At 73.9% G+C, this 18,175-nt stretch carries 17 protein-coding genes; 10 read left to right on the top strand and 7 right to left on the bottom strand.

The features are described from left to right. Positions 1-55: 55 nt before the first annotated feature. Positions 56-1,171 carry an alpha/beta hydrolase gene (locus tag ACFC1T_RS16675; RefSeq protein ID WP_375889034.1) on the bottom strand — a complete coding sequence of 372 codons (1,116 nt, stop codon included), beginning with the start codon at positions 1,169-1,171 and terminating at the stop codon, positions 56-58. Positions 1,172-1,284: 113 nt separating this feature from the next. Next, positions 1,285-1,734 carry a hypothetical protein gene (locus tag ACFC1T_RS16670; protein WP_375889031.1) on the bottom strand — a complete coding sequence of 150 codons (450 nt, stop codon included), beginning with the start codon at positions 1,732-1,734 and terminating at the stop codon, positions 1,285-1,287. A 224-nt stretch (positions 1,735-1,958) separates the two neighbouring features. On the opposite strand from ACFC1T_RS16670, the gene ACFC1T_RS16665 reads away from it, so the two are divergent. Together ACFC1T_RS16665 and ACFC1T_RS16660 are read left to right on the top strand one after the other, a co-directional pair. Further along, positions 1,959-2,099, top strand: coding sequence for a hypothetical protein (locus ACFC1T_RS16665; protein ID WP_375889028.1), 141 nt, complete (start codon positions 1,959-1,961; stop codon positions 2,097-2,099). Between the two features lie 150 nt (positions 2,100-2,249). Continuing rightward, complete coding sequence (locus ACFC1T_RS16660) at positions 2,250-2,741, top strand: hypothetical protein (protein ID WP_375889026.1); 492 nt, start codon at positions 2,250-2,252, stop codon at positions 2,739-2,741. Between the two features lie 21 nt (positions 2,742-2,762). Here the strand turns inward: ACFC1T_RS16660 and ACFC1T_RS16655 are convergent, their stop codons facing one another. Then, positions 2,763-4,187, bottom strand: coding sequence for a BTAD domain-containing putative transcriptional regulator (locus tag ACFC1T_RS16655; RefSeq protein WP_375889024.1), 1,425 nt, complete (start codon positions 4,185-4,187; stop codon positions 2,763-2,765). Positions 4,188-4,322: 135 nt separating this feature from the next. Here ACFC1T_RS16655 and ACFC1T_RS16650 point away from each other — a divergent pair, with 135 nt between their 5' ends. From ACFC1T_RS16650 to ACFC1T_RS16630, 5 genes are all read left to right on the top strand, one after another. Further along, positions 4,323-7,238: a BTAD domain-containing putative transcriptional regulator gene (locus tag ACFC1T_RS16650; RefSeq protein WP_375889022.1), complete on the top strand. Its 2,916-nt coding sequence runs from the start codon at positions 4,323-4,325 to the stop codon at positions 7,236-7,238. Between the two features lie 117 nt (positions 7,239-7,355). After that, positions 7,356-7,805, top strand: a complete 450-nt coding sequence (locus tag ACFC1T_RS16645) for a CAP domain-containing protein (protein WP_375889021.1) — start codon at positions 7,356-7,358, stop codon at positions 7,803-7,805. A gap of 64 nt (positions 7,806-7,869) precedes the next feature. After that, complete coding sequence (locus ACFC1T_RS16640) at positions 7,870-8,430, top strand: RICIN domain-containing protein (protein WP_375889020.1); 561 nt, start codon at positions 7,870-7,872, stop codon at positions 8,428-8,430. 64 nt (positions 8,431-8,494) lie between these two features. Next, positions 8,495-9,277 carry a GNAT family N-acetyltransferase gene (locus ACFC1T_RS16635; RefSeq protein WP_375889017.1) on the top strand — a complete coding sequence of 261 codons (783 nt, stop codon included), beginning with the start codon at positions 8,495-8,497 and terminating at the stop codon, positions 9,275-9,277. 320 nt (positions 9,278-9,597) lie between these two features. After that, a complete protein-coding gene (locus tag ACFC1T_RS16630) occupies positions 9,598-10,305 on the top strand; it encodes a hypothetical protein (RefSeq protein ID WP_375889014.1) in 708 nt (235 codons plus the stop codon). A gap of 130 nt (positions 10,306-10,435) precedes the next feature. Here the strand turns inward: ACFC1T_RS16630 and ACFC1T_RS16625 are convergent, their stop codons facing one another. Beyond that, positions 10,436-11,077: a TetR/AcrR family transcriptional regulator gene (locus tag ACFC1T_RS16625; RefSeq protein WP_375889011.1), complete on the bottom strand. Its 642-nt coding sequence runs from the start codon at positions 11,075-11,077 to the stop codon at positions 10,436-10,438. 417 nt (positions 11,078-11,494) lie between these two features. On the opposite strand from ACFC1T_RS16625, the gene ACFC1T_RS16620 reads away from it, so the two are divergent. The 3 genes from ACFC1T_RS16620 to ACFC1T_RS16610 all read left to right on the top strand — a co-directional run bounded on the left by ACFC1T_RS16620 (position 11,495) and on the right by ACFC1T_RS16610 (position 14,057). Then, entirely contained in the window at positions 11,495-11,845 is a 351-nt protein-coding gene (locus ACFC1T_RS16620) for a DUF6542 domain-containing protein (RefSeq protein ID WP_375889009.1), read from the top strand. Beyond that, entirely contained in the window at positions 11,838-13,511 is a 1,674-nt protein-coding gene (locus tag ACFC1T_RS16615; protein ID WP_375889007.1) for an LCP family protein, read from the top strand. The genes ACFC1T_RS16620 and ACFC1T_RS16615 overlap by 8 nt, the downstream gene beginning before the upstream one ends. A 165-nt stretch (positions 13,512-13,676) precedes the next feature. Continuing rightward, complete coding sequence (locus ACFC1T_RS16610) at positions 13,677-14,057, top strand: VOC family protein (RefSeq protein ID WP_375889004.1); 381 nt, start codon at positions 13,677-13,679, stop codon at positions 14,055-14,057. A gap of 86 nt (positions 14,058-14,143) precedes the next feature. Here the strand turns inward: ACFC1T_RS16610 and ACFC1T_RS16605 are convergent, their stop codons facing one another. From ACFC1T_RS16605 to ACFC1T_RS16595, 3 genes are all read right to left on the bottom strand, one after another. Next, on the bottom strand, positions 14,144-15,199 hold the full coding sequence (locus ACFC1T_RS16605) for a 2-oxoacid:ferredoxin oxidoreductase subunit beta (protein WP_375889002.1): 1,056 nt from the start codon (positions 15,197-15,199) through the stop codon (positions 14,144-14,146). Further along, on the bottom strand, positions 15,196-17,193 hold the full coding sequence (locus tag ACFC1T_RS16600; protein WP_375889000.1) for a 2-oxoacid:acceptor oxidoreductase subunit alpha: 1,998 nt from the start codon (positions 17,191-17,193) through the stop codon (positions 15,196-15,198). The genes ACFC1T_RS16605 and ACFC1T_RS16600 overlap by 4 nt, the downstream gene beginning before the upstream one ends. A 287-nt stretch (positions 17,194-17,480) precedes the next feature. Continuing rightward, positions 17,481-18,143, bottom strand: a complete 663-nt coding sequence (locus ACFC1T_RS16595) for a response regulator transcription factor (protein ID WP_360244863.1) — start codon at positions 18,141-18,143, stop codon at positions 17,481-17,483. Positions 18,144-18,175: the final 32 nt, after the last annotated feature.

Below are 18,175 nucleotides of genomic sequence, written 5' to 3'. Positions count from 1 at the left end.
CGGCCCTTGGTCCTCAGCTGCTGCTCCTCGGCCCTTGATCCTCAGCCGTTGATCCTCAGCCCTTCCCGATGGTCTGGGTGAACCAGGTGAACACCGACGGCACCAGCGGCTGCCAGGTGGAGGTCAGGTGCGGGCCGTTGACCTCCACCGGGGTGACGGTGGTCGGCGCCTTGGCGTTCTTCTGGAGCGCCAGGGCGTCCTCGAAGCCGTCGCCCTTCTTGCCCGTCACGTAGAGGGCGACGTCGGGCGGCGTCTGCGCGTGCTGGAGCATGTAGACCGGGTTGGAGACCTCGCGCAGGTGCCCGTCCTTGGCGGTCAGCGAGGCGGGCTCCCCCATCGGGTCGTTGTAGCCGGACATGCTGACGGCCGCGTGGAAGCGGTTCGGGTGCCCCAGGGCGAGCCGGACGGCGCAGTGCGCGCCCGCCGAGTAGCCGGCCACCCCCCAGTGCTCGGGGCCGGGCTCGGCGCGGAAGTTGTCCAGCACCATCTGCGGCACGTCACGCGCGAACCAGGTCTCGGCGTTGACCTTGCCCGGCACGTCCGCGCAGCCGGTGTCGACGTGGCTGCCGAGCAGCACGACGCGCGGCGAGACCAGGATGAACGGCGCGACCTGCCCGGACTTCATCAGCGGCGCCAGCTGCTTGGAGGCGGTCATGGTGCCGAACCAGGCGCTGGACGAGCCGGGGAAGCCCGCGAGCAGCTCGACCACCGGGAACTTCTTGTCCTTGTAGGCCGGGTCGTCGTACTGCGGCGGCGTCCAGACCAGCACCTCGCCGTCCACCCCGGACACCCGGCCCTTGAGCTGGGTCGTCTTCACGTCCTTCGGCACGGCGTTGTCGTCCACCGGCCCGAACTGCTGCACCACCTTGGGCTGGTCGGGCGCGTTCGCGGCCGCCGTGGCGTCCGCCGGGGGCGGCACGGGCACGGCGCGCACGTGGTTGCCGGTGCCGAGCAGGTCGTCCCAGCTGCCGTACAGCTGGTTGTCGTTGTTCACCAGCACGAACACCAGCGTCACCGCCGTGATCTGGGCGAAGGCCACCATCAGCAGCCGCGACCCGAACCGCAGGGCCTGCGGGCCGCGCACCCGGTTCCACAGGTACATCAGCAGGCCCACGGAGAGCGGGAGGAGGAGCAGCGCGAGGACGAAGAACGGAGTGCCGGTGAGCTTCACACCTGCTGAAACGGGTGGAAACGGGTGTTCGGTTGCAGCTGGGGCGGCAGGGAATTCACGCACCGGACGTCGGCGGGGCCGACTTCCCGTTCCGGGAGCTTCCGGGGAATCGATCAGTCGTAGAAGAACTGGCGGAGGTCCTCGGCCGAGCCCGGCCCGAAGAGGAAGGCCTCCGCCCGCGCCGCGAGGACCGCCGGCGGCGGGCCGTCCTCCTTGAGGCGGATCAGCCAGAGCTCGCCCAGCTCCCCCACGGCGTAGAGGGCGGAGAGCAGTTCGGCCATGCCCGCGGGCCGGGGCGGGTCCACCCCGACGACGGACGTCAGCTCCCAGCCCCCGGCCTTCGCGGCGAGCCGGACGGCCGAGCCCCACACGGCCATGCGGGCCAGCCGGCCGCGCCAGGGCAGTTCGCCGGACGGCACCGGGCCGCCGACGGTCACGGCGGCGATGTCGTCCACGACCTCCCGTTCGAAGTCGGTGCGGATCCAGTGCCCTTCTTGGGAGTCCTCGATGGCGGCGTGCCACCACTCCCAGGCGCCGCGCAGGCGGCTCGCGACCTCGTCCATGCGACTCAGGGTTCCACACCGGCGGATCTGACCCGCTTCGGGCTGACCATCACGGCCCGCGGTGATCAGCACGTGTCTGGACGACCCCGGCAACACCCTGCGCTGACCCCGGGCCGCAGCCCGAGTGGACGCCTCGACGGGCGCCCCCTTCCCGCCCGTTGACAGGTCACCGACACTGCCGCTTGACTCTGCCCCTCACCACACGACCCACGGGGGACCTCACCATGCGCAAGACGCTCATCGCCGCCGTCGGCGGCCTCGCCCTGACCGCGACGCTCCTCTTCGCCGCCACCACGGGCAGCGCCACCACGGCGCCCACCTCGCCGACCCGCATCACCGCCAACGAGCCGGTGAAGTGCTGCTGACGGGCGGCTGACCGACCTCCCGAGCCCCGCCCGCCGACCCCGGCGGGCGGGCGTTCATCGCTTGTCTACCGCCCCGCGCCATGATCTTCTCGACACGGCGCCCCCGGGGGATCACGGGGCGCGGAGGACCGAGAAGGGGCACGCGGGGACATGCAGAAGACCGAGAAGAACCTGAGGCACGTGGCCATGGTCGTGGCGGCCGGCGCGCTGGCGGTGGCCGGGACGATGACGGCGACGGGGACGGCGGCGGCGGACACCGTCGTCAACCCCGACTTGGCGCCCAGGATCACCGTGGACGCGCCCGTGACGCTCCTCCAGGGCCAGTACTTCGACACCGGCTACACCCGGCTGATCCTCCAGACGGACGGCAACCTCGTCGTCTACAAGACCAGCAACAGGTACGAGGCCAAGTGGTCCGCGCCGGGCAGCTTGGGCTGCGGCGCCCGGGCGACCCTGCAGACCGACGGCAACTTCGTCGTCTACGGCGGCGACAACCGCATCTGCTGGGCCAGCAACTCCTTCACGCCGCCCGGCGGCCGGGCCACCCTGGAGGTCTGGGGCTTCGGCGGCGTCAAGGTCGACTACACCTCGAACGCGCGCAGTCTCTCCTACGCGGTCATCAGCAGCACCGACCCGTACTAGGAACACCCCGCCGCCCGGCCCTCACCCCCGTTCGGTGAACCACCTGACCAGGTCCGCCACCGACCACCAGGGCCGGGCCGCGAGCCGCGTCGCCGCCGTCCGCAGCAGGACGGGCAGGTGGCCGCAGATCTCGGCCAGCTCGGCGACCGCGGCCGGCTCCCGGCCGATCCGCTCCACGCCCACGATCCGCGCCAGCAGCTCGTGGGCGTCGTGCGGTTCCAGCGCCCCCACCGTCAGCCGGACCGCATCGCCGGACAGCACCCCCGGTTCCGCCCCCGTCACCACCGCCGCGCACCCACTGGTCGCGGGCAGCAGCGGCGCGGGGTCCGGCACCCCGTCGAGCACCACCAGGACGCGCCGTCCGGCCAGTGCCGCGCGGTAGCGCCCCACCAGCTCCGCGACAGGGGCACAGCCTGCGGGCCGCTCCCCCAGGGCCCGCAGGAAGGCCGCCATGACCGTGCCCGGCTCTCCTCCGCTCGCGTACAACTGCCCGTCCGGGAAGGCGTCCTGGACGGCGTGGGCGACGTGCACCGCCAGCGCCGACTTGCCGCTGCCGGCCGGACCGGACAGCCCGACCACCGGCGACCCGCCGTCCGCCCGCAGGGCCTGCTCCGCCCGCCGGGCCAGGCCGGCCCGCCCCACCAGGTCGGGGATGTCGGACGGCAGCTGGCTCGGCCGCGGCAGGCGCCGCAGCGACACCGAGGCCTCCCCGCGCCGGATCCGGTCCACCAACTCCACCACGGCGGCGGCCGGTTCCAGCCCCAGCTCGCGGTCCAGCCGCTCCCGCAGCGCCTCGTACACCGCCAGCGCCTCCTCCGTGCGGCCGCAGCGGTGCAGCGCCAGCAGGTGCAGCCGGTGCACCTCCTCGTCCTGCGGGTGCCCGGCCGCCAGCGCGGCCAGCGGCTCCACCGCGTCGGCGTACCGGCCGAGGGCCACGTCCAGGTCCAGCAGCGCCTTGACCGCCGCGAAGCGCCCGGCCGCCAGCCGCTCCCGCGCCCGCTCGGCGAACGCCCCCGGCACGCCGTCCAGCGCCCGGTCACCCGCCCAGGCGTCCAGCGCCCGCCCCAGCAACTCCCTCGCCCGCGCGGGCTCCTGGTGACGCAGCGCGACGGCCTCCGCCACCGCAGCCTCGTGGCGGAAGAGGTCCACCGCCTCCCGCGGCACCGCCAGCCGGTAGCCGCCCGCCGCCGCCACCACCAGCTCGGGGGCGCCGAGCGCCCTGCGCAGCCGGTGCACATGGGTGCCGATCTGCCCCACCGGATCCTTCGGCCAGCGGGTGTCGTCCTCCCCCCACACCCCCTCGACCAGCCGCTCCGTCGGCACCAACTGCCCGGGCGCCAGCAGCAGGGCCGCCAGCACGGCCTGCTGCTGCGGTCTGCCGAGGTCGACCTCGCGACCCTCGCGCCGGGCTCGCAAGGACCCCAGCACGCGGAATTCGAGCTCCACTCCCCACCTCTCGGAATCCCGACGTCCGGTGCACAATCTGTGAACAGAGCATACGAGGCCGGGAGACGGGGGCGCCGCACTCCGGACGGAAGTGGCGTGATCCCGGCATGGGACGACTCATCGGGACGGGACGACATGGTGGACAAGGGGGGAACCGGGCTGCGCTGCGCGCTGCTCGGCCCGCTGCGGGCCTGGTACGGGGCCCAGGAGGTGGAGCTCGGCCGCCCGCAGCAGCGCGCCCTGCTCGCCGTACTGCTGGGCGCCGGCGGGCGGACGGTGGCAACCTCGGTGCTGATCGAGGGCGTCTGGGGCGGCACCCCGCCCGCCGACCCGCGCAAGGCCGTCCAACTCGCCGTCTCCCGACTGCGCGCCGCGCTCAAGCCGCACACCGGCGACGCCCCCGAGCGCCTGCCGCTGCTACGCGTCGGGGACGGCTACGCCCTCAGGCCGACGCCCACCGACGCCGACGAGTGGCAGGCCCTGCTGGCCGAGGCCGAACGGCTGCGCCGGGCGGACGCACCCCCGCAGGACGTCCGGGACGTCCTGCACCGCGCCCAACGGCTGTGGACCGGCGAGGCCCTCGCCGGACTCCCCGGACCGCACGCCGAAGCCGTCCGCACCCGCCTCGCCGAACAGCGCATCTCGGCCAAGGAGACCCAGCTCGAACTGGACGCCGACCTCGGCGACCGCACCGACCTGACCGCCGAGGCCACCGGGCTCGCCCTGGAGCACCCCGGCCGGCCCCGGCTCACCGCCGTCCTGATGCGCGCCCTCTACCAGGCGGGCCGCAAGGCCGAGGCACTCGCCGTCTACGAGGACGCCCGCCCGTCCCTGCCCCCCGACGACCACGGACCCGCCGAACTCCAGCTGCGCATCCTGCGCGAGGACGCCGGCCTGCTGCCGCCGAAGACCGAATCCGAGCCCGCCGCCGACACCTGGCAGGCCCCCGGCCAGCTCCCCTCCGGCCTGCCCGACTTCACCGGCCGCACCGAGGAGGTGGAGGCCCTCACCGACCAGCTCGCCGGCGCCGGCGGACGGGCCGTCGTGGTCTCCGCCCTGGACGGCATGGGCGGCGTCGGCAAGACCACCCTCGCCGTGCACACCGCCCGGCAGGTCCGCGCCCGCTTCCCCGACGGGCAGCTCTTCGCCGACCTGCGCGGCGCCGACCGCACCCCGCCCGACCCGGGCACCGTCCTGGCCGCCTTCCTGCGCGCCCTCGGGATCGCCCCCGACCAGATCCCGCCCGACACCGGCGAACGCAGCGCCCTCTACCGTTCGGCCCTGGCCGGGCGGCGCGTCCTCGTCGTCCTCGACAACGCCGCCACCCTCGACCACGTCGAACCCCTCCTGCCCGGCGCGGCCGGCTGCGCCGTCCTCATCACCAGCCGACGGCGGCTCACCGGACTCGCCGGAGCCCACCACCTGCGCCTGGACACCATGCCGCCCGCCGAGGCGCTGGCCCTGCTCACCCGGATCGTCGGCACCGAACGCGTCACCGCCGAACCGGAAGCCGCCGAAGAGGTCGTCCTGGCCTGCGGGCTGCTGCCGCTGGCCGTCCGCATCGCCGCCTCCCGGCTCGCCACCGACCCCGCGCTCACCCTCGCCGGCCTCGCCGAAGGACTGCGCCACGAACACCGGCTGGCCGAACTCAGCGACGGCGAACGGACCGTGGAAGCCACCTTCGCCCTCTCCTACCACCGCCTCGACCCGGAACTCGCCCGCGCCTTCCGCCTGCTCTCCCTGCCCGAAGCCCCGGACCTGCCGCTGCCCTGCGCCGCCGCCCTGCTCGGCCGCACCGAGGACGAGGCCGACCAACTCCTCGAAACCCTCGTCGACCTCAACCTGCTGCACTCACCCCGCTTCGGCCGCTACGGCTTCCACGACCTCGTCCGCGACTACGCCCGCGGCCGGCTCGCCGCCGAGGAGCACCCCGCCGAACACACCGCCGCCGTCGGCCGGCTCACCGACTTCTGCCTGGCCACCGCCCGCAACGCCGACCTGGCCGCCCGCAAGGCCGAGCCCGCCGAACTCAGCCTGCTCGGCGCCTCCGTGTCCGCGACCGGCCGCCCGATCACCGACGGCGCCGAGGCGGTGCGCTGGATGCGCGACCAGGCCGAAGTGCACGCCGCCGCCATCGTGCTCAACTGCGCCGACCCGGCCCTGCCGCTCGACCGCGCCGCCGAACTCGCCGACCGGATGGGCGCCGTACTCGCCGAACGCACCCAGACCGGCATCCTCGGCGACCTCGCCGCACTCATCGCCCGGGAGGCCGGGGCCCGCGGCGAATCCGGCCCGCTCGCCCTCGCCCGCTACCTGCGCGGCACCATGCTCTGGCACATCAACCGCTACGCCGAGTCCGAGGCCGAGATCCGACGGGCCGTCGCCCTCGCCGAACAGGACGTCCAAACCGAACCGGTGCTCGCCAAAGCCCTGATCAACCTCGGCAGCAACGCCCGGATCCAGGGCCGCTACGCCGAAGCCGCCGAACACGCCGGCCGCGCCGCCGAACTGTTCCACCGCCTCGGCGCCCGACGGGCCGAAGGCAGCGCGCTCGGCGAGTTCGCGTTCAGCGCCGCCCACACCGGGCGCCTCGCCGAGGCGCGGGACGCCGCCGAACGCAGCGCCCGCCTGATGAGCGACTCCGGGCCGGTGTCCGCCGCCATCGGCCGCTACTACCTCGCCCGGGTGCTGCGGCTGTGCGGAGACCCGGAGGCCGCCCTCACCCACGCGCTCGGCGCCCGGGACGAGTTCGCCACCCTCCAGGTCACCGTGTTCGAGGCCGCCGCCGGGGACCTCGCCGCCCGCATCCACCTGGAAGCCGGACGCCGGCTGCTCGCCGCCGACCTCGCCGAAGCCGTCCTGCCGCAGGCCCGCCGCACCAGCGCCGCCCTGGAGGCCGCCCTGCTGCGCACCCTCGGCACCGCGCTCACCGGCCTCGGCCGCCCGCGCCAGGCCCGGGCCTGCCTCGCCGACGCCCTGGACGGCTACCGGCGGATCGGCCTCGACGAGGACGCGGCCCAGGTCGGCGCGATGCTCGCCGAGTTGGAATGATCATCCGCTACGCGCGTTGACCGCCTGTCTACCGCGGTCCGGGACCGTACTCCTCATCCGGCCCCGGACCGCGGCACCCGCCGCCCCGGGGCGACACCCCGAGGAGAGGCGCGACCCATGACCACGCTCGTGCACGGCGGCCGGGTCCTGACCCCCGCGGCAGCCGACCCGACCGGACCGGGCGTCGACTTCCGCACCGAGCTGCTGACCTCCGTCAACTTCCGGCGGGTCCACGCCGGCGCCCGGCCGCTCACCCCGGACGGACGGCTGGACGCCGCCGCCCAGCGCCACGCCGCCGACCTCGCCGCGCACGACCTCCTCCAGCAGGACGGCACCGACGGCAGCACGCCCTGGCGCCGGATCCGGGCGGCCGGCTTCGCGTTCCGCTTCGCCGCCGAGCTCATCGCCCCGGCCGACAGCGTGCCCCGGGCCGTCCAGCTGTGGATGAACAGCCCCCGGCACCGCGACGCCGTGCTCGACCCGCGCTTCGACCACCTCGGCACCGGCTTCGCCCCCGGCCGCTCCGGCGCCCCGGGCCGCCACGTGCTGACCCTCGGCCAGGTCTGACGGCCGACCGCACACCGCAGTGACGCAGTAACACCCACCGCACCCCACCCGAAGGAGAACCGCCATGACCACCCCCACCCGCCGCCTGCTCGCCGGCCTCGGCGCCGCCGCGGCCCTGGCCACCACCGTCCTGGTCGCCGCCCCCGCCGCCCAGGCGGCCACGCCCGGGCCCTGCGACCTCGGGCCGTCCGTCAGCGCCACCGTCAACGTCTTCAACGGCTCCGCCGGCGCCCTCGACCTGCCGTCCGACAACGAGACCAACGGCACGCGGGTCGGCACCTACACCGCCAACCAGTCCCCCGCCCAGACCTGGACGTTCTGGGACTACTGCGACGGCACCACCGCCATCTCGCACGGCGGCAGCGGCAAGGTGCTCGACCTCGACTCGCACGGCACCGGCGCCGTCCAGCTCTGGGACACCCCCGGCGGCTGGGACGGCCTCAACCAGCAGAACGGCCCCGGGATGGGCGCCAACCAGAAGTGGCGGCTGACCGACGAGGACCGCGGCTGGTACCTGATCCGCAACGTCGCCACCGGGCAGTGCCTCAAGGGCAACGGCATCGCCCAGTACACCTCGGTGACCTCCTGCAACGCCGCCGACCCGGCCCAGCGCTGGCACAAGTAGGCACCCCACGGGGCCCGTTCCGCCGGCCGGAGGCGGCCGGCGGAACGGGCCTATCCTCGGTCACGTGCCCCTCATCAGCCTGCACGACCGCACCGCCCTCGCCGAACGGTTCCGCACCGACCCCGCGCTGCACCTGTTCGAACTCGGCGACCTCGACGACACCCTCTGGCCCAACACCGCCTGGTACACCGCCGATCCCGACCACGGGCCGGTCGCCCTGCTCTACAGCGGCGGCGACACCCCGGTGCTGCTCGCCTTCGCCCGGCCCGCCGCCGTCCCCGCCCTGGAGGACCTGCTCGGCGCGCTGCGCCCCTTCCTGCCGCGCCGCTTCACGGCCGGGCTCCCGGACGGCGCCGAGCGGGCCCTCGCCCCCGACTACACCACCGAGCGGCGCACCCCGCTGCTGCGGATGATCCTCCCGGACCACGGGCTGCTCCCCGCCGAACCCGGCCACCGCGCCCGGCCGTTGACCCCGTCCGACCAGGGCGACCTGCGCGCCCTGCTGGCCGCGGGCTACCCCGAGTCCTGGTTCGACCCGCGGCTGCTCGCCGGCGGCGGCTACGTCGGCGTCCGCGAGCGGGGGCGGCTGCTGGCCGCCGCCGGGGTGCACGTGCACTCCCCCGCCCACCGGGTCGCCGTGCTCGGCAACGTCGTCACCCACCCCGACGCGCGCGGCCGCGGCCTCGCCCGCGCCTGCGTCACCGCACTGACCCGCCGGCTCGCCCCGACCACCGACCACCTGGGCCTCAACGTCCGCACCGACAACGCCCCGGCGATCCACCTCTACCGGCAGCTCGGCTTCACCGCCGTCACCACCTACAACGAACTGGTGCTGACGGCGCGTTGAGCGCCGCCGGCCCGCCGGTGGCCGTCCAGCGGCGCCGCCCCCGACTCCGGGCCGGCCGCCGGCCGGCGGGCCTGGCCGATCATCGTCACGGCATCCGTACGCATGGCGAACAGAATCGCACGGCACCGGATCGACCGAGGTGGCAGGCGGTTCGGGTACCACTGATCACGACTCGGCATCCCTTGTCACGAACCCGCGTGGGACTCGTCACGGCGGCGTCAAGACGGCGGCGAGGAATGGCGTTCTGCTTCCCCACTGCGCTATGAACGTCCCTCAGGAGAACCGCCGACACGGCGGTCCGCATGCACGGGGGACCTCACATGAAGACCATCCGCAACAGTCGCACCATGGCCCTGGCCGGCCTGGCCGTGGTCGGCGCGCTCACCATGACCGCCTGCAACGACGACGCCGCGTCGTCCGACAGCGCCACCACCCCGCCGGCCACCCAGGCCCCGGCCACGCCGTCCGCCGCGCCGACCACCCCGGCGGCCTCCGCCTCGGCGGCCGCGCCGACCGGCGGCACCGGCGGTGCGGCTACCGGCGGGACCACCGGCGGCGCCCCGGCCCAGGCCGGTGCGACGGCGGCGCCCGGCACCACGGTGAAGCTCGGCGACGCGGCGACCATCCCGTTCAGCTCGGGCAGCACCAAGGGCACCGTCGCGCTCGCGGTCACCTCGATCGACAAGGGCGACCCGGCCGACCTCACCTCGCTCAAGCTCGGCGACAAGGCCGCGGGCATGGTGCCGTACTACATCCGCTTCAAGGTCACCAACACCGGCAGCACCGACCTGTCCTTCTCCAGCCTGACCCAGGTGAAGGGCACCCTGCCGGACGGCTCGGAGGCCGCCGAGGTGATGCTGATCGGCAGCTTCGACAAGTGCCCGCACCCGTCCTTCCCGAAGGGCTTCACCAACGGGCAGTCGATCACCTCCTGCGTGCTGGCGCTGGCCCCGACGGCCACCAAGGTGTCGGGCGCCGAGTACTGGGGCGAGCCGTACACCCTGGGCAAGGGCGTCAACTGGAAGTGACCCGTCGACGGTGACCGGCGGCGACCGCCGGTGCACCTCCGACGACCCGGTGGGCGGGGCGGCTCCGGGCCGCCCCGCCCACCGGCACGCCCACCGGCACGCCCACCGGTCGGCCGTGGCCGGCCCGCGCTCAGCCCGCGGCCGGCCCGCCGTGGATCCGCAGGAAGGCGTCCACCCCGGACTCCGCCGTCCGCCGGACCTCCTCCTCGGCCACCGGCAGGGCGCCCCAGAAGGAGCGCTCGGCCACGCCGTGGAAGGTCAGCAACGTGAACCGCTCGGCCGCGAGCACCGGGTCCGGGACCGCCAGCAGCCCGCGCCCGCCGAGCTCCGCCAGGCACTGCGCGAGGGCGCGCTGGGCCGCCGCCGGGCCGGTCTCCAGCCAGGCCTCCAGGACGTCCGCCGGGATGTTGGCCACCTCGGCCCGGATCGCCCGGCCGAGCGCCCCGAGCTCACCCGCGGCCGGCGCCGCGTTCGCCCGTTCCACCGCGAAGGCGGTGAGGGCGCGCCGCACGTCCACCGCCCCGTCCAGGTGCTCCGCCAGCAACTCCCGCATCCGCTCGGCCAGTTCCGCCGAGTTCTGCAGTGCCACCGACAGGAAGAGGGTCTCCTTGTCGGCGAAGTGGTTGTAGACCGTGCGCTTGGACACCCCGGCCTCGGCCGCGATCGCGTCCATGCTGGCCCGGACGTACCCCTCCCGCCCGAACACCGTGGTCGCGGCCCCGGTGATCGCCCTGCGCTTCTCCGGCCGTCCCGCTGCGCCCGTGGTCGCCACGACCTTCTCCTTCTCCGTCGGCGCCCCGCCGACCGTCTCAGAAACTGCCCGGTGTAGTGTCTGCTGGCCCGTTCACGAGCGGACTTGCCACCGAACAGGCGTGCTCTATGCTGCGTACGATCTCTACACCTCTGTAGAGCAAATCCGAAAACGGGCCTGCCCCCGAGCAGCAGCGGGAAACCGAGAACGGGAACCGGCCGGCCGAACACCAGCGTCCCGTACTGGCAGCGCCGCAACCGCTCTACCACGGCAGACCCGGCGCAGCGCCGACGTGGCGCGCGAAGCACGGGAACACCCGGGGGTGAGTGAGTGGCGGGGCAGCGAGGACGTTCGTCCGACCAGGGTTCGCGACGGCGGACGACGAGCCGGCCCGCGGGCCCCACCCGTCCCTTCTCCGGCGGGCCCGCACTGCCCGCGGTGGCGGCCCTCGGGCTGCCGCTGGTCGGCGCGGTGGTCGACGAGCTCTCCGGTCCGGGCATGGGCCTGGCCTTCGCGGTGTGCGCGGTGCTCGGCACCGGCGTCGCGGCCGGGCTCAGCACCCGCCGCGGCTGGTGGTGGGTGGTCGCCGCCTCCCCGCTGGTGGTGCTCGGCGTGACGGCCGCGGCCGAACTGGCGGCGAACGGCGACACGTACCGGGGCAAGGCCCTGGCCACCGGCGCCGCGAAGTGGGTGGTGCACGGTTTCCCGGTGATGGCGCAGGCCGCCGTGGCGGCCCTGCTGGTGATCGTGGCCCGGGTGGTCCTGGACCGGAGGAGGCAGCATGGCTGACGAGCGTGAGCACGAGCGGGAACGGGAACGGCCGGGGGGCGGCCGGGCCGCCGACCGCAGGGCCGCGGCGGCCCCGGCGGCGGGGCGCCGCAACTCCCCGCTGCTGATCGCCGGCCGGGTGGTCGCCACCACGGTGGGCTTCGCGGTGTTCGCGGCCAGCGGGGTGGTCTGGTACGAGTACACGTCGCTGACCGACGGGATGACCACGTCCAACGCGATCGCGGAGACCAAGAAGGACGCCCCCAAGCACCTGGACAACTCGGTCAACCTGCTGCTGATCGGCCTGGACAGCCGCAAGGCCATGGACGGCTCCGACCTGCCCCCGCAGTTCGTCCAGGACGAACTGCACGCCGGGCACAGCTCGGACATCGGCGGCTACAACACCAACTCCCTGATCCTGCTGCACATACCGGCCGGCGGCGGCAAGGTGCAGGCGGTCTCCATCCCGCGCGACGACTACGTCATGACCTACAACGGCGACGGCTCCCAGCAGGGCATGCACAAGATCAAGGAGGCGTACGGCAACGCCAAGGACGCCTTCGACCGGAGCCCGAAGGCCAAGGGCCTCAAGGGCGCCGACCTGGAGAAGGCCGGCCGCGACGCCGGCCGCGCGGCCACCATCCGCACCGTCCAGACCTTCGTGAACCAGCCGGTGGACCACATCGCCGAGGTCAACCTGATGGGCTTCTACGACATCGCCAAGGCCGTGGAGCCGATCCAGGTCTGCCTGACCCACGACACCAAGGACCCGGCGATGGAGGGCCAGGGCTCCGGCGCCGACTTCAAGAAGGGCATCAACACCCTCAACGCCTCCCAGGCGCTGGCCTTCGTCCGCCAGCGCCACAACCTGGACGACGGCAAGGGCAACACCGGCGACTTCGCCCGCACCCACCGCCAGCAGGCCTTCATCTCCTCCGTCGTGCACAAGCTCAAGCAGGACGGCATCATCAGCGACCTCGGCAAGCTCAAGGACCTGTTCGGCGTCGTCCAGAAGGACCTGGTGATCGACAACGAGTGGAACGTCCTGGACTTCGCCCAGCAGGCCCCGGCGCTGACCGGCGGCAACGTCGAGTTCAACACCCTGACCTTCGACGGCTTCGGCACCAGGAACGGCCAGGACGTCAACCTGGTCACCCCCTCGAAGATCCAGAAGGTGGTCAAGCAGCTGTTCGGCTACGCCGACGCGGCCGCCCCGGCGGGCGGCGCCACCGACGCCCCCACCACCGAGGCCCCGGCCAGCCCCTCGCCGAGCGCGACCGCCCCGGCCAAGGCGGCCTCCCCGGCCACCGTCGACGTGTACAACGCCTCCACCGCCGCCGGGGTCTCCTCCTCCGCCGAGGCCAAGGCCCTGGTCGCGATGGGCTTCAAGGAGGGCACCACCGGCCCGGCCCGCAGCAAGCCGAAGACCACCACGGTGACCTACGGCAAGGGCGCCAAGGAGGCCGCCGACCAGGTCGCCGCCCGCTACGGCGTGACCGCCACCGAGTCCGCCACCGCCGCCGCCGACCACGTGGTGGTCACCCTCGGCACCGCCTTCACCGGCGCCGACGACAAGTCCGCCGCCCCCGGCGGCCCCGCCCCCACCGGCGACCCGGCCGCCAACCTGCCGATGCAGGGCCCCGGCGTCGACGCCACGTCCGACGGCGGCATCCCCTGCGTCTTCTGACGCGAACCGCGGCACCGCACGAGGGAGGTCCCCGCCGGGGCCTCCCTCGGCGCTTTCCCTGGCCGACCCTTGGCCGACTCCTGGCCGACTCCTGGCGTGATTCTCCGTACTGTGTATAGTGTACTGCGTACGGGATAACCGTGCGCAGTGACGAGAGGGCTCCGCATGCAGATCACCAGCACCGTCGTCTCCCTGACCGTCGAGGACACCACCCCCTCCGCCGCCTTCCTCCAGCGGCACTTCGGCTACACCGAGCTGATGTCCGCCGACGGCTTCGTCTCGCTCGGCCACCCCGGCGGCGGGGTCGGCGTCGTCTACCTGCGGCGCGGGCTGGAGGTGCTGCCCGAGGAGCAGCGGCACCGGACCGCGGACGGGGTGATCCTGGCGTTCACCGTCGAGGACGTCGCGGCGGAGGAGGCGCGGCTGCGCGGCGAGGGGGTCGAGATCACCCTGCCGCTGCGCGAGGAGCCGTGGGGCGAGAAGCTCTTCCAGGTCACCGACCCGAACGGGGTCCCGATCGAGCTGGTGGAGTGGGCCCGGCCGTAGCCGTGAACGCGTGGGCGCCCCCGTCCCGGAAGGGGACGGGGGCGCCCACGCGTCGCGTCGCGGCGGGACGGGACCGGGCGGGGTGGTCAGTCCACCGTCCAGGCGTCGCCGCCCGCCAGCAGGGCCGCCAGGTCGCCCGGCCCGCGGTGGGCGACGGCGGTGGCCAGCTGGCTGTCCATCAGCTCGTCGTAGACCGGGCGCCGGACGTCGCGCAGCACGCCGATCGGCGTGTGGTGCAGGGTGTCCGCGTCGGCGATCCGGGAGAGCGCGAAGGCGCCGGTCGGGCCGGCCGCGTGGGCGTCGTGCACCAGCACCCGCGCCTCGTTCTCCGGCGTCACCGGGGCGGTGGACAACTCGCCGTCCGCGCCCCGGAAGACGCCGTTGGCCCCGTCCGCGCCGAAGCGGATCGGCTGCCCGTGCTCCAGCCGGATCAGCGCCTCGTCCCGGGTGCCGGCGTCCTTGAGCACCTCGAAGGCGCCGTCGTTGAAGATGTTGCAGTTCTGGTAGATCTCCACCAGCGCCGTGCCCTCGTGCTCGGCCGCCGCCCGCAGCACCGACTGCAGGTGCTGGCGGTCCGAGTCGATGGTGCGGGCGACGAAGGAGGCCTCGGCGCCGATCGCCAGCGACAGCGGGTTGAACGGCGCGTCCAGCGAGCCCATCGGGGTCGACTTGGTGATCTTGCCGAGCTCGCTGGTCGGCGAGTACTGGCCCTTGGTGAGGCCGTAGATCCGGTTGTTGAACAGCAGGATCTTGAGGTTGACGTTGCGCCGCAGGGCGTGGATCAGGTGGTTGCCGCCGATCGACAGCGCGTCGCCGTCCCCGGTCACCACCCACACGCTGAGGTCCCGCCGGGAGGAGGCCAGCCCGGTCGCGATCGCCGGCGCCCGGCCGTGGATCGAGTGCACCCCGTAGGTGTTCATGTAGTACGGGAAGCGCGAGGAGCAGCCGATGCCGGAGACGAAGACCGTGTTCTCCCGCCTGATGCCGAGCTCCGGCATGAAGGACTGCACCGCGGCCAGGACCGCGTAGTCCCCGCAGCCCGGGCACCAGCGCACCTCCTGGTCGGTCTTGAAGTCCCGGGCGCTCTGCGGCCCGTCGGCCTTGGGCACCAGCTTCAAGGACGGGAACGCGTGCTCGCTCATCGGTGGTCCTCCTCGTCCAGGGTGCCGATCGCCGCCCACAGCACGTCCGCCAACTGCGCCGCCTTGAACGGCAGTCCGCGCACCTGGTTGTAGGACTCGGCGTCCACCAGGTACTTCGCCCGCAGCAGCAGCGCGAGCTGGCCCAGGTTCATCTCGGGCACGATGACCTTCTCGTAACTGCGCAGCACCGAGCCCAGGTTGGCCGGGAACGGGTTGAGGTTGCGCAGGTGCGCCTGGGCGACCTCGCCGCCGTCCGCGCGCACCCGGCGCACCGCCGCGGTGATCGGGCCGTAGGTCGAACCCCAGCCGAGCACCAGCACCCGGGCGTCGCCGGTCGGGTCGTCGACCTCCACCGGCTTGACGGTGATCCCGTCGACCTTGGCCTGCCGGGTGCGGACCATCAGGTCGTGGTTGGCCGGGTCGTAGGAGATGTTCCCGGTGCCGTCCTGCTTCTCGATGCCGCCGATCCGGTGCTCCAGGCCGGCCGTGCCGGGCACCGCCCAGGGGCGGGCCAGGGTGTGCTGGTCCCGCAGGTACGGCCAGAAGGCGCCGTCCTCGCGGTTCGGGCCGGTCGCGAACTTCGGGTCGATCTCCGGCAGTTCGTCGACCTCCGGGATCCGCCAGGGCTCCGAGCCGTTCGCCAGGTAGCCGTCCGAGAGCAGGAACACCGGGGTGCGGTAGGTCACCGCGATCCGGGCCGCCTCCAGCGCCGCGTCGAAGCACTCGGCGGGCGTGGCCGGGGCGACGATCGGCACCGGCGCCTCGCCGTTGCGGCCGAACATCGCCTGCAGCAGGTCCGCCTGCTCGGTCTTGGTCGGCAGGCCGGTGGACGGGCCGCCGCGCTGGATGTCCACCACCAGCAGCGGCAGTTCCAGCGAGACCGCCAGGCCGATCGTCTCCGACTTGAGCGCCACGCCCGGCCCGGAGGTGGTGGTCACGCCGAGCGCCCCGCCGAAGGCCGCGCCGAGCGCGGCGCCGATGCCGGCGATCTCGTCCTCGGCCTGGAAGGTGCGCACCCCGAAGTTCTTGTGCCGGCTCAGCTCGTGCAGGATGTCCGAGGCCGGGGTGATCGGGTACGAGCCCAGGTAGAGCGGCAGCCCGGAGCGCTGCCCGGCGGCGATCAGCCCGTAGGACAGCGCCAGGTTGCCGGAGATGTTGCGGTAGCGCCCGGCCGGGAGCTTGGCCGGCGGCACCTCGTAGGAGACCGCGAAGGACTCGGTGGTCTCGCCGAAGTTCCAGCCCGCCCGGAACGCGCTGATGTTGGCCTCGGCGATCTGCGGCTTCTTGGCGAACTTGGCGCGCAGGAAGGACTCGGTGCCGTGGGTGGGCCGGTGGTACATCCAGGACAGCAGGCCCAGGGCGAACATGTTCTTCGCCCGCTCGGCGTCCTTGCGGGCCAGCCCGCTGTCCTTGAGCGCCTCCAGGGTCAGCGTGGTGAGCGGGACCCGGTGCAGGTGGAAGGCGTCCAGCGAGTCGTCGCCGAGCGGGTCCGCGGCGTAACCGACCTTGGCCAGCGCGCGCTTGGTGAACTCGTCGGTGTTGACGATGATCTCCGCGCCGCGCGGCAGGTCCGGCAGGTTCGCCTTCAGGGCCGCCGGGTTCATCGCCACCAGCACGTTCGGGGCGTCGCCCGGGGTGAGGATGTCGTGGTCGGCGAAGTGCAGTTGGAAGGACGAGACGCCCGGCAGGGTGCCGGCGGGGGCCCGGATCTCGGCCGGGAAGTTCGGCAGCGTGGAGAGGTCGTTGCCGAACGCGGCCGTCTCCGAGGTGAACCGGTCCCCGGTGAGCTGCATGCCGTCGCCGGAGTCCCCCGCAAAGCGGATGATCACCCGGTCGAGTCTGCGAACGGGCTTGGGGCGCCTCTCCGGTGGACCGCCCGGGGCGTGCGGGCCGGCTGGTCCGGCCGCTCCGGGGCGTCCGTCACCACTGCCGGTACGACCCTCGTCGCCGCCCGATCCGTCCACTGCCTCCGACTGATCGACCTGACTGGTCACTGCCGCGGACCTCCTCGTGGACGCACCACCGCGAGCGCGGCCCCGTGCCCCGTCCGCTTGGTGCACCGCTCGCATCCTATGCGCGCGACCTCGGGCCCGGTTGGAACTCCCGCAGGAATTTCCCCCGCCCACGCCGGTACCGCACCCAAGGACAACGCCCGGCCGCCGGAGATCATTCCGGGTACGGAGCAGCCGCCCCGCGGCGGGCGCCCCGAACAGCCCCCGAACAAACCCCGGACGGCCCGAACAGCCCCTGGCAGCCCCGAACGGCCCCGGGCGGCTCCCGGCTAGGAGTTGAGGTAGGTCAGCACCGCGAGCACCCGGCGGTGGTCCTCCGCGCTCTGCGCCAGCCCCAGCTTGAGGAAGATGTTGCTGACGTGCTTCTCCACCGCCCCGTCGGACACCACCAGCTGCTTGGCCACGGCGGCGTTGGTGCGCCCCTCGGCCATCAGACCGAGCACCTCGCGCTCGCGCGGCGTGAGATTGGCCAGGACGTCGCCCTTGCGGCTGCGGCTGAGCAGCTGCTGCACCACCTCCGGGTCCAGCGCGGTGCCGCCCTCGGCGACCCGCACCACCGCGTCCGCGAACTCGCGCACCTCGGCGACCCGGTCCTTCAACAGGTAGCCGACGCCCCGGGTCGACCCGGCCAGCAGCTCGGAGGCGTAGCGCTCCTCCACGAACTGCGACAGCACCAGCACGCCCAGCTGCGGGTAGCGCCCGCGCAGCTCCACGCAGGCGCGCAGGCCCTCGTCGGTGTGGGTCGGGGGCATCCGCACGTCCGAGACCACCACGTCCGGCAGGGCGTCGGCCGCCGCCAGGTCGTGGATCGTCTTCACCAGGGCCGCACCGTCCCCGACCCCCGCCACGACCTCCAGGCCGCGGTCGGTGAGCAGCCTGGTCAGGCCTTCCCGGAGCAGTACGGAGTCCTCGGCGATGACGACGCGGCGCATGGCGACCTTCCGGGCAGGCGTGAGCTGACGGG

Source organism: Kitasatospora sp. NPDC056076, from assembly GCF_042266305.1.
Classification (GTDB): domain Bacteria; phylum Actinomycetota; class Actinomycetes; order Streptomycetales; family Streptomycetaceae; genus Kitasatospora.
This window is presented reverse-complemented; position numbering and strand designations above follow the sequence as displayed.

Coding starts and splice junctions, on each gene's coding strand:
- ACFC1T_RS16670 (WP_375889031.1), bottom strand. CDS start 1,734: ATGGACGAGGTCGCGAGCCGCCTGCGCGGCGCCTGGGAGTGGTGGCAC.
- ACFC1T_RS16665 (WP_375889028.1), top strand. CDS start 1,959: ATGCGCAAGACGCTCATCGCCGCCGTCGGCGGCCTCGCCCTGACCGCG.
- ACFC1T_RS16660 (WP_375889026.1), top strand. CDS start 2,250: ATGCAGAAGACCGAGAAGAACCTGAGGCACGTGGCCATGGTCGTGGCG.
- ACFC1T_RS16650 (WP_375889022.1), top strand. CDS start 4,323: ATGGTGGACAAGGGGGGAACCGGGCTGCGCTGCGCGCTGCTCGGCCCG.
- ACFC1T_RS16645 (WP_375889021.1), top strand. CDS start 7,356: ATGACCACGCTCGTGCACGGCGGCCGGGTCCTGACCCCCGCGGCAGCC.
- ACFC1T_RS16640 (WP_375889020.1), top strand. CDS start 7,870: ATGACCACCCCCACCCGCCGCCTGCTCGCCGGCCTCGGCGCCGCCGCG.
- ACFC1T_RS16630 (WP_375889014.1), top strand. CDS start 9,598: ATGAAGACCATCCGCAACAGTCGCACCATGGCCCTGGCCGGCCTGGCC.
- ACFC1T_RS16615 (WP_375889007.1), top strand. CDS start 11,838: ATGGCTGACGAGCGTGAGCACGAGCGGGAACGGGAACGGCCGGGGGGC.
- ACFC1T_RS16610 (WP_375889004.1), top strand. CDS start 13,677: ATGCAGATCACCAGCACCGTCGTCTCCCTGACCGTCGAGGACACCACC.
- ACFC1T_RS16605 (WP_375889002.1), bottom strand. CDS start 15,199: ATGAGCGAGCACGCGTTCCCGTCCTTGAAGCTGGTGCCCAAGGCCGAC.
- ACFC1T_RS16595 (WP_360244863.1), bottom strand. CDS start 18,143: ATGCGCCGCGTCGTCATCGCCGAGGACTCCGTACTGCTCCGGGAAGGC.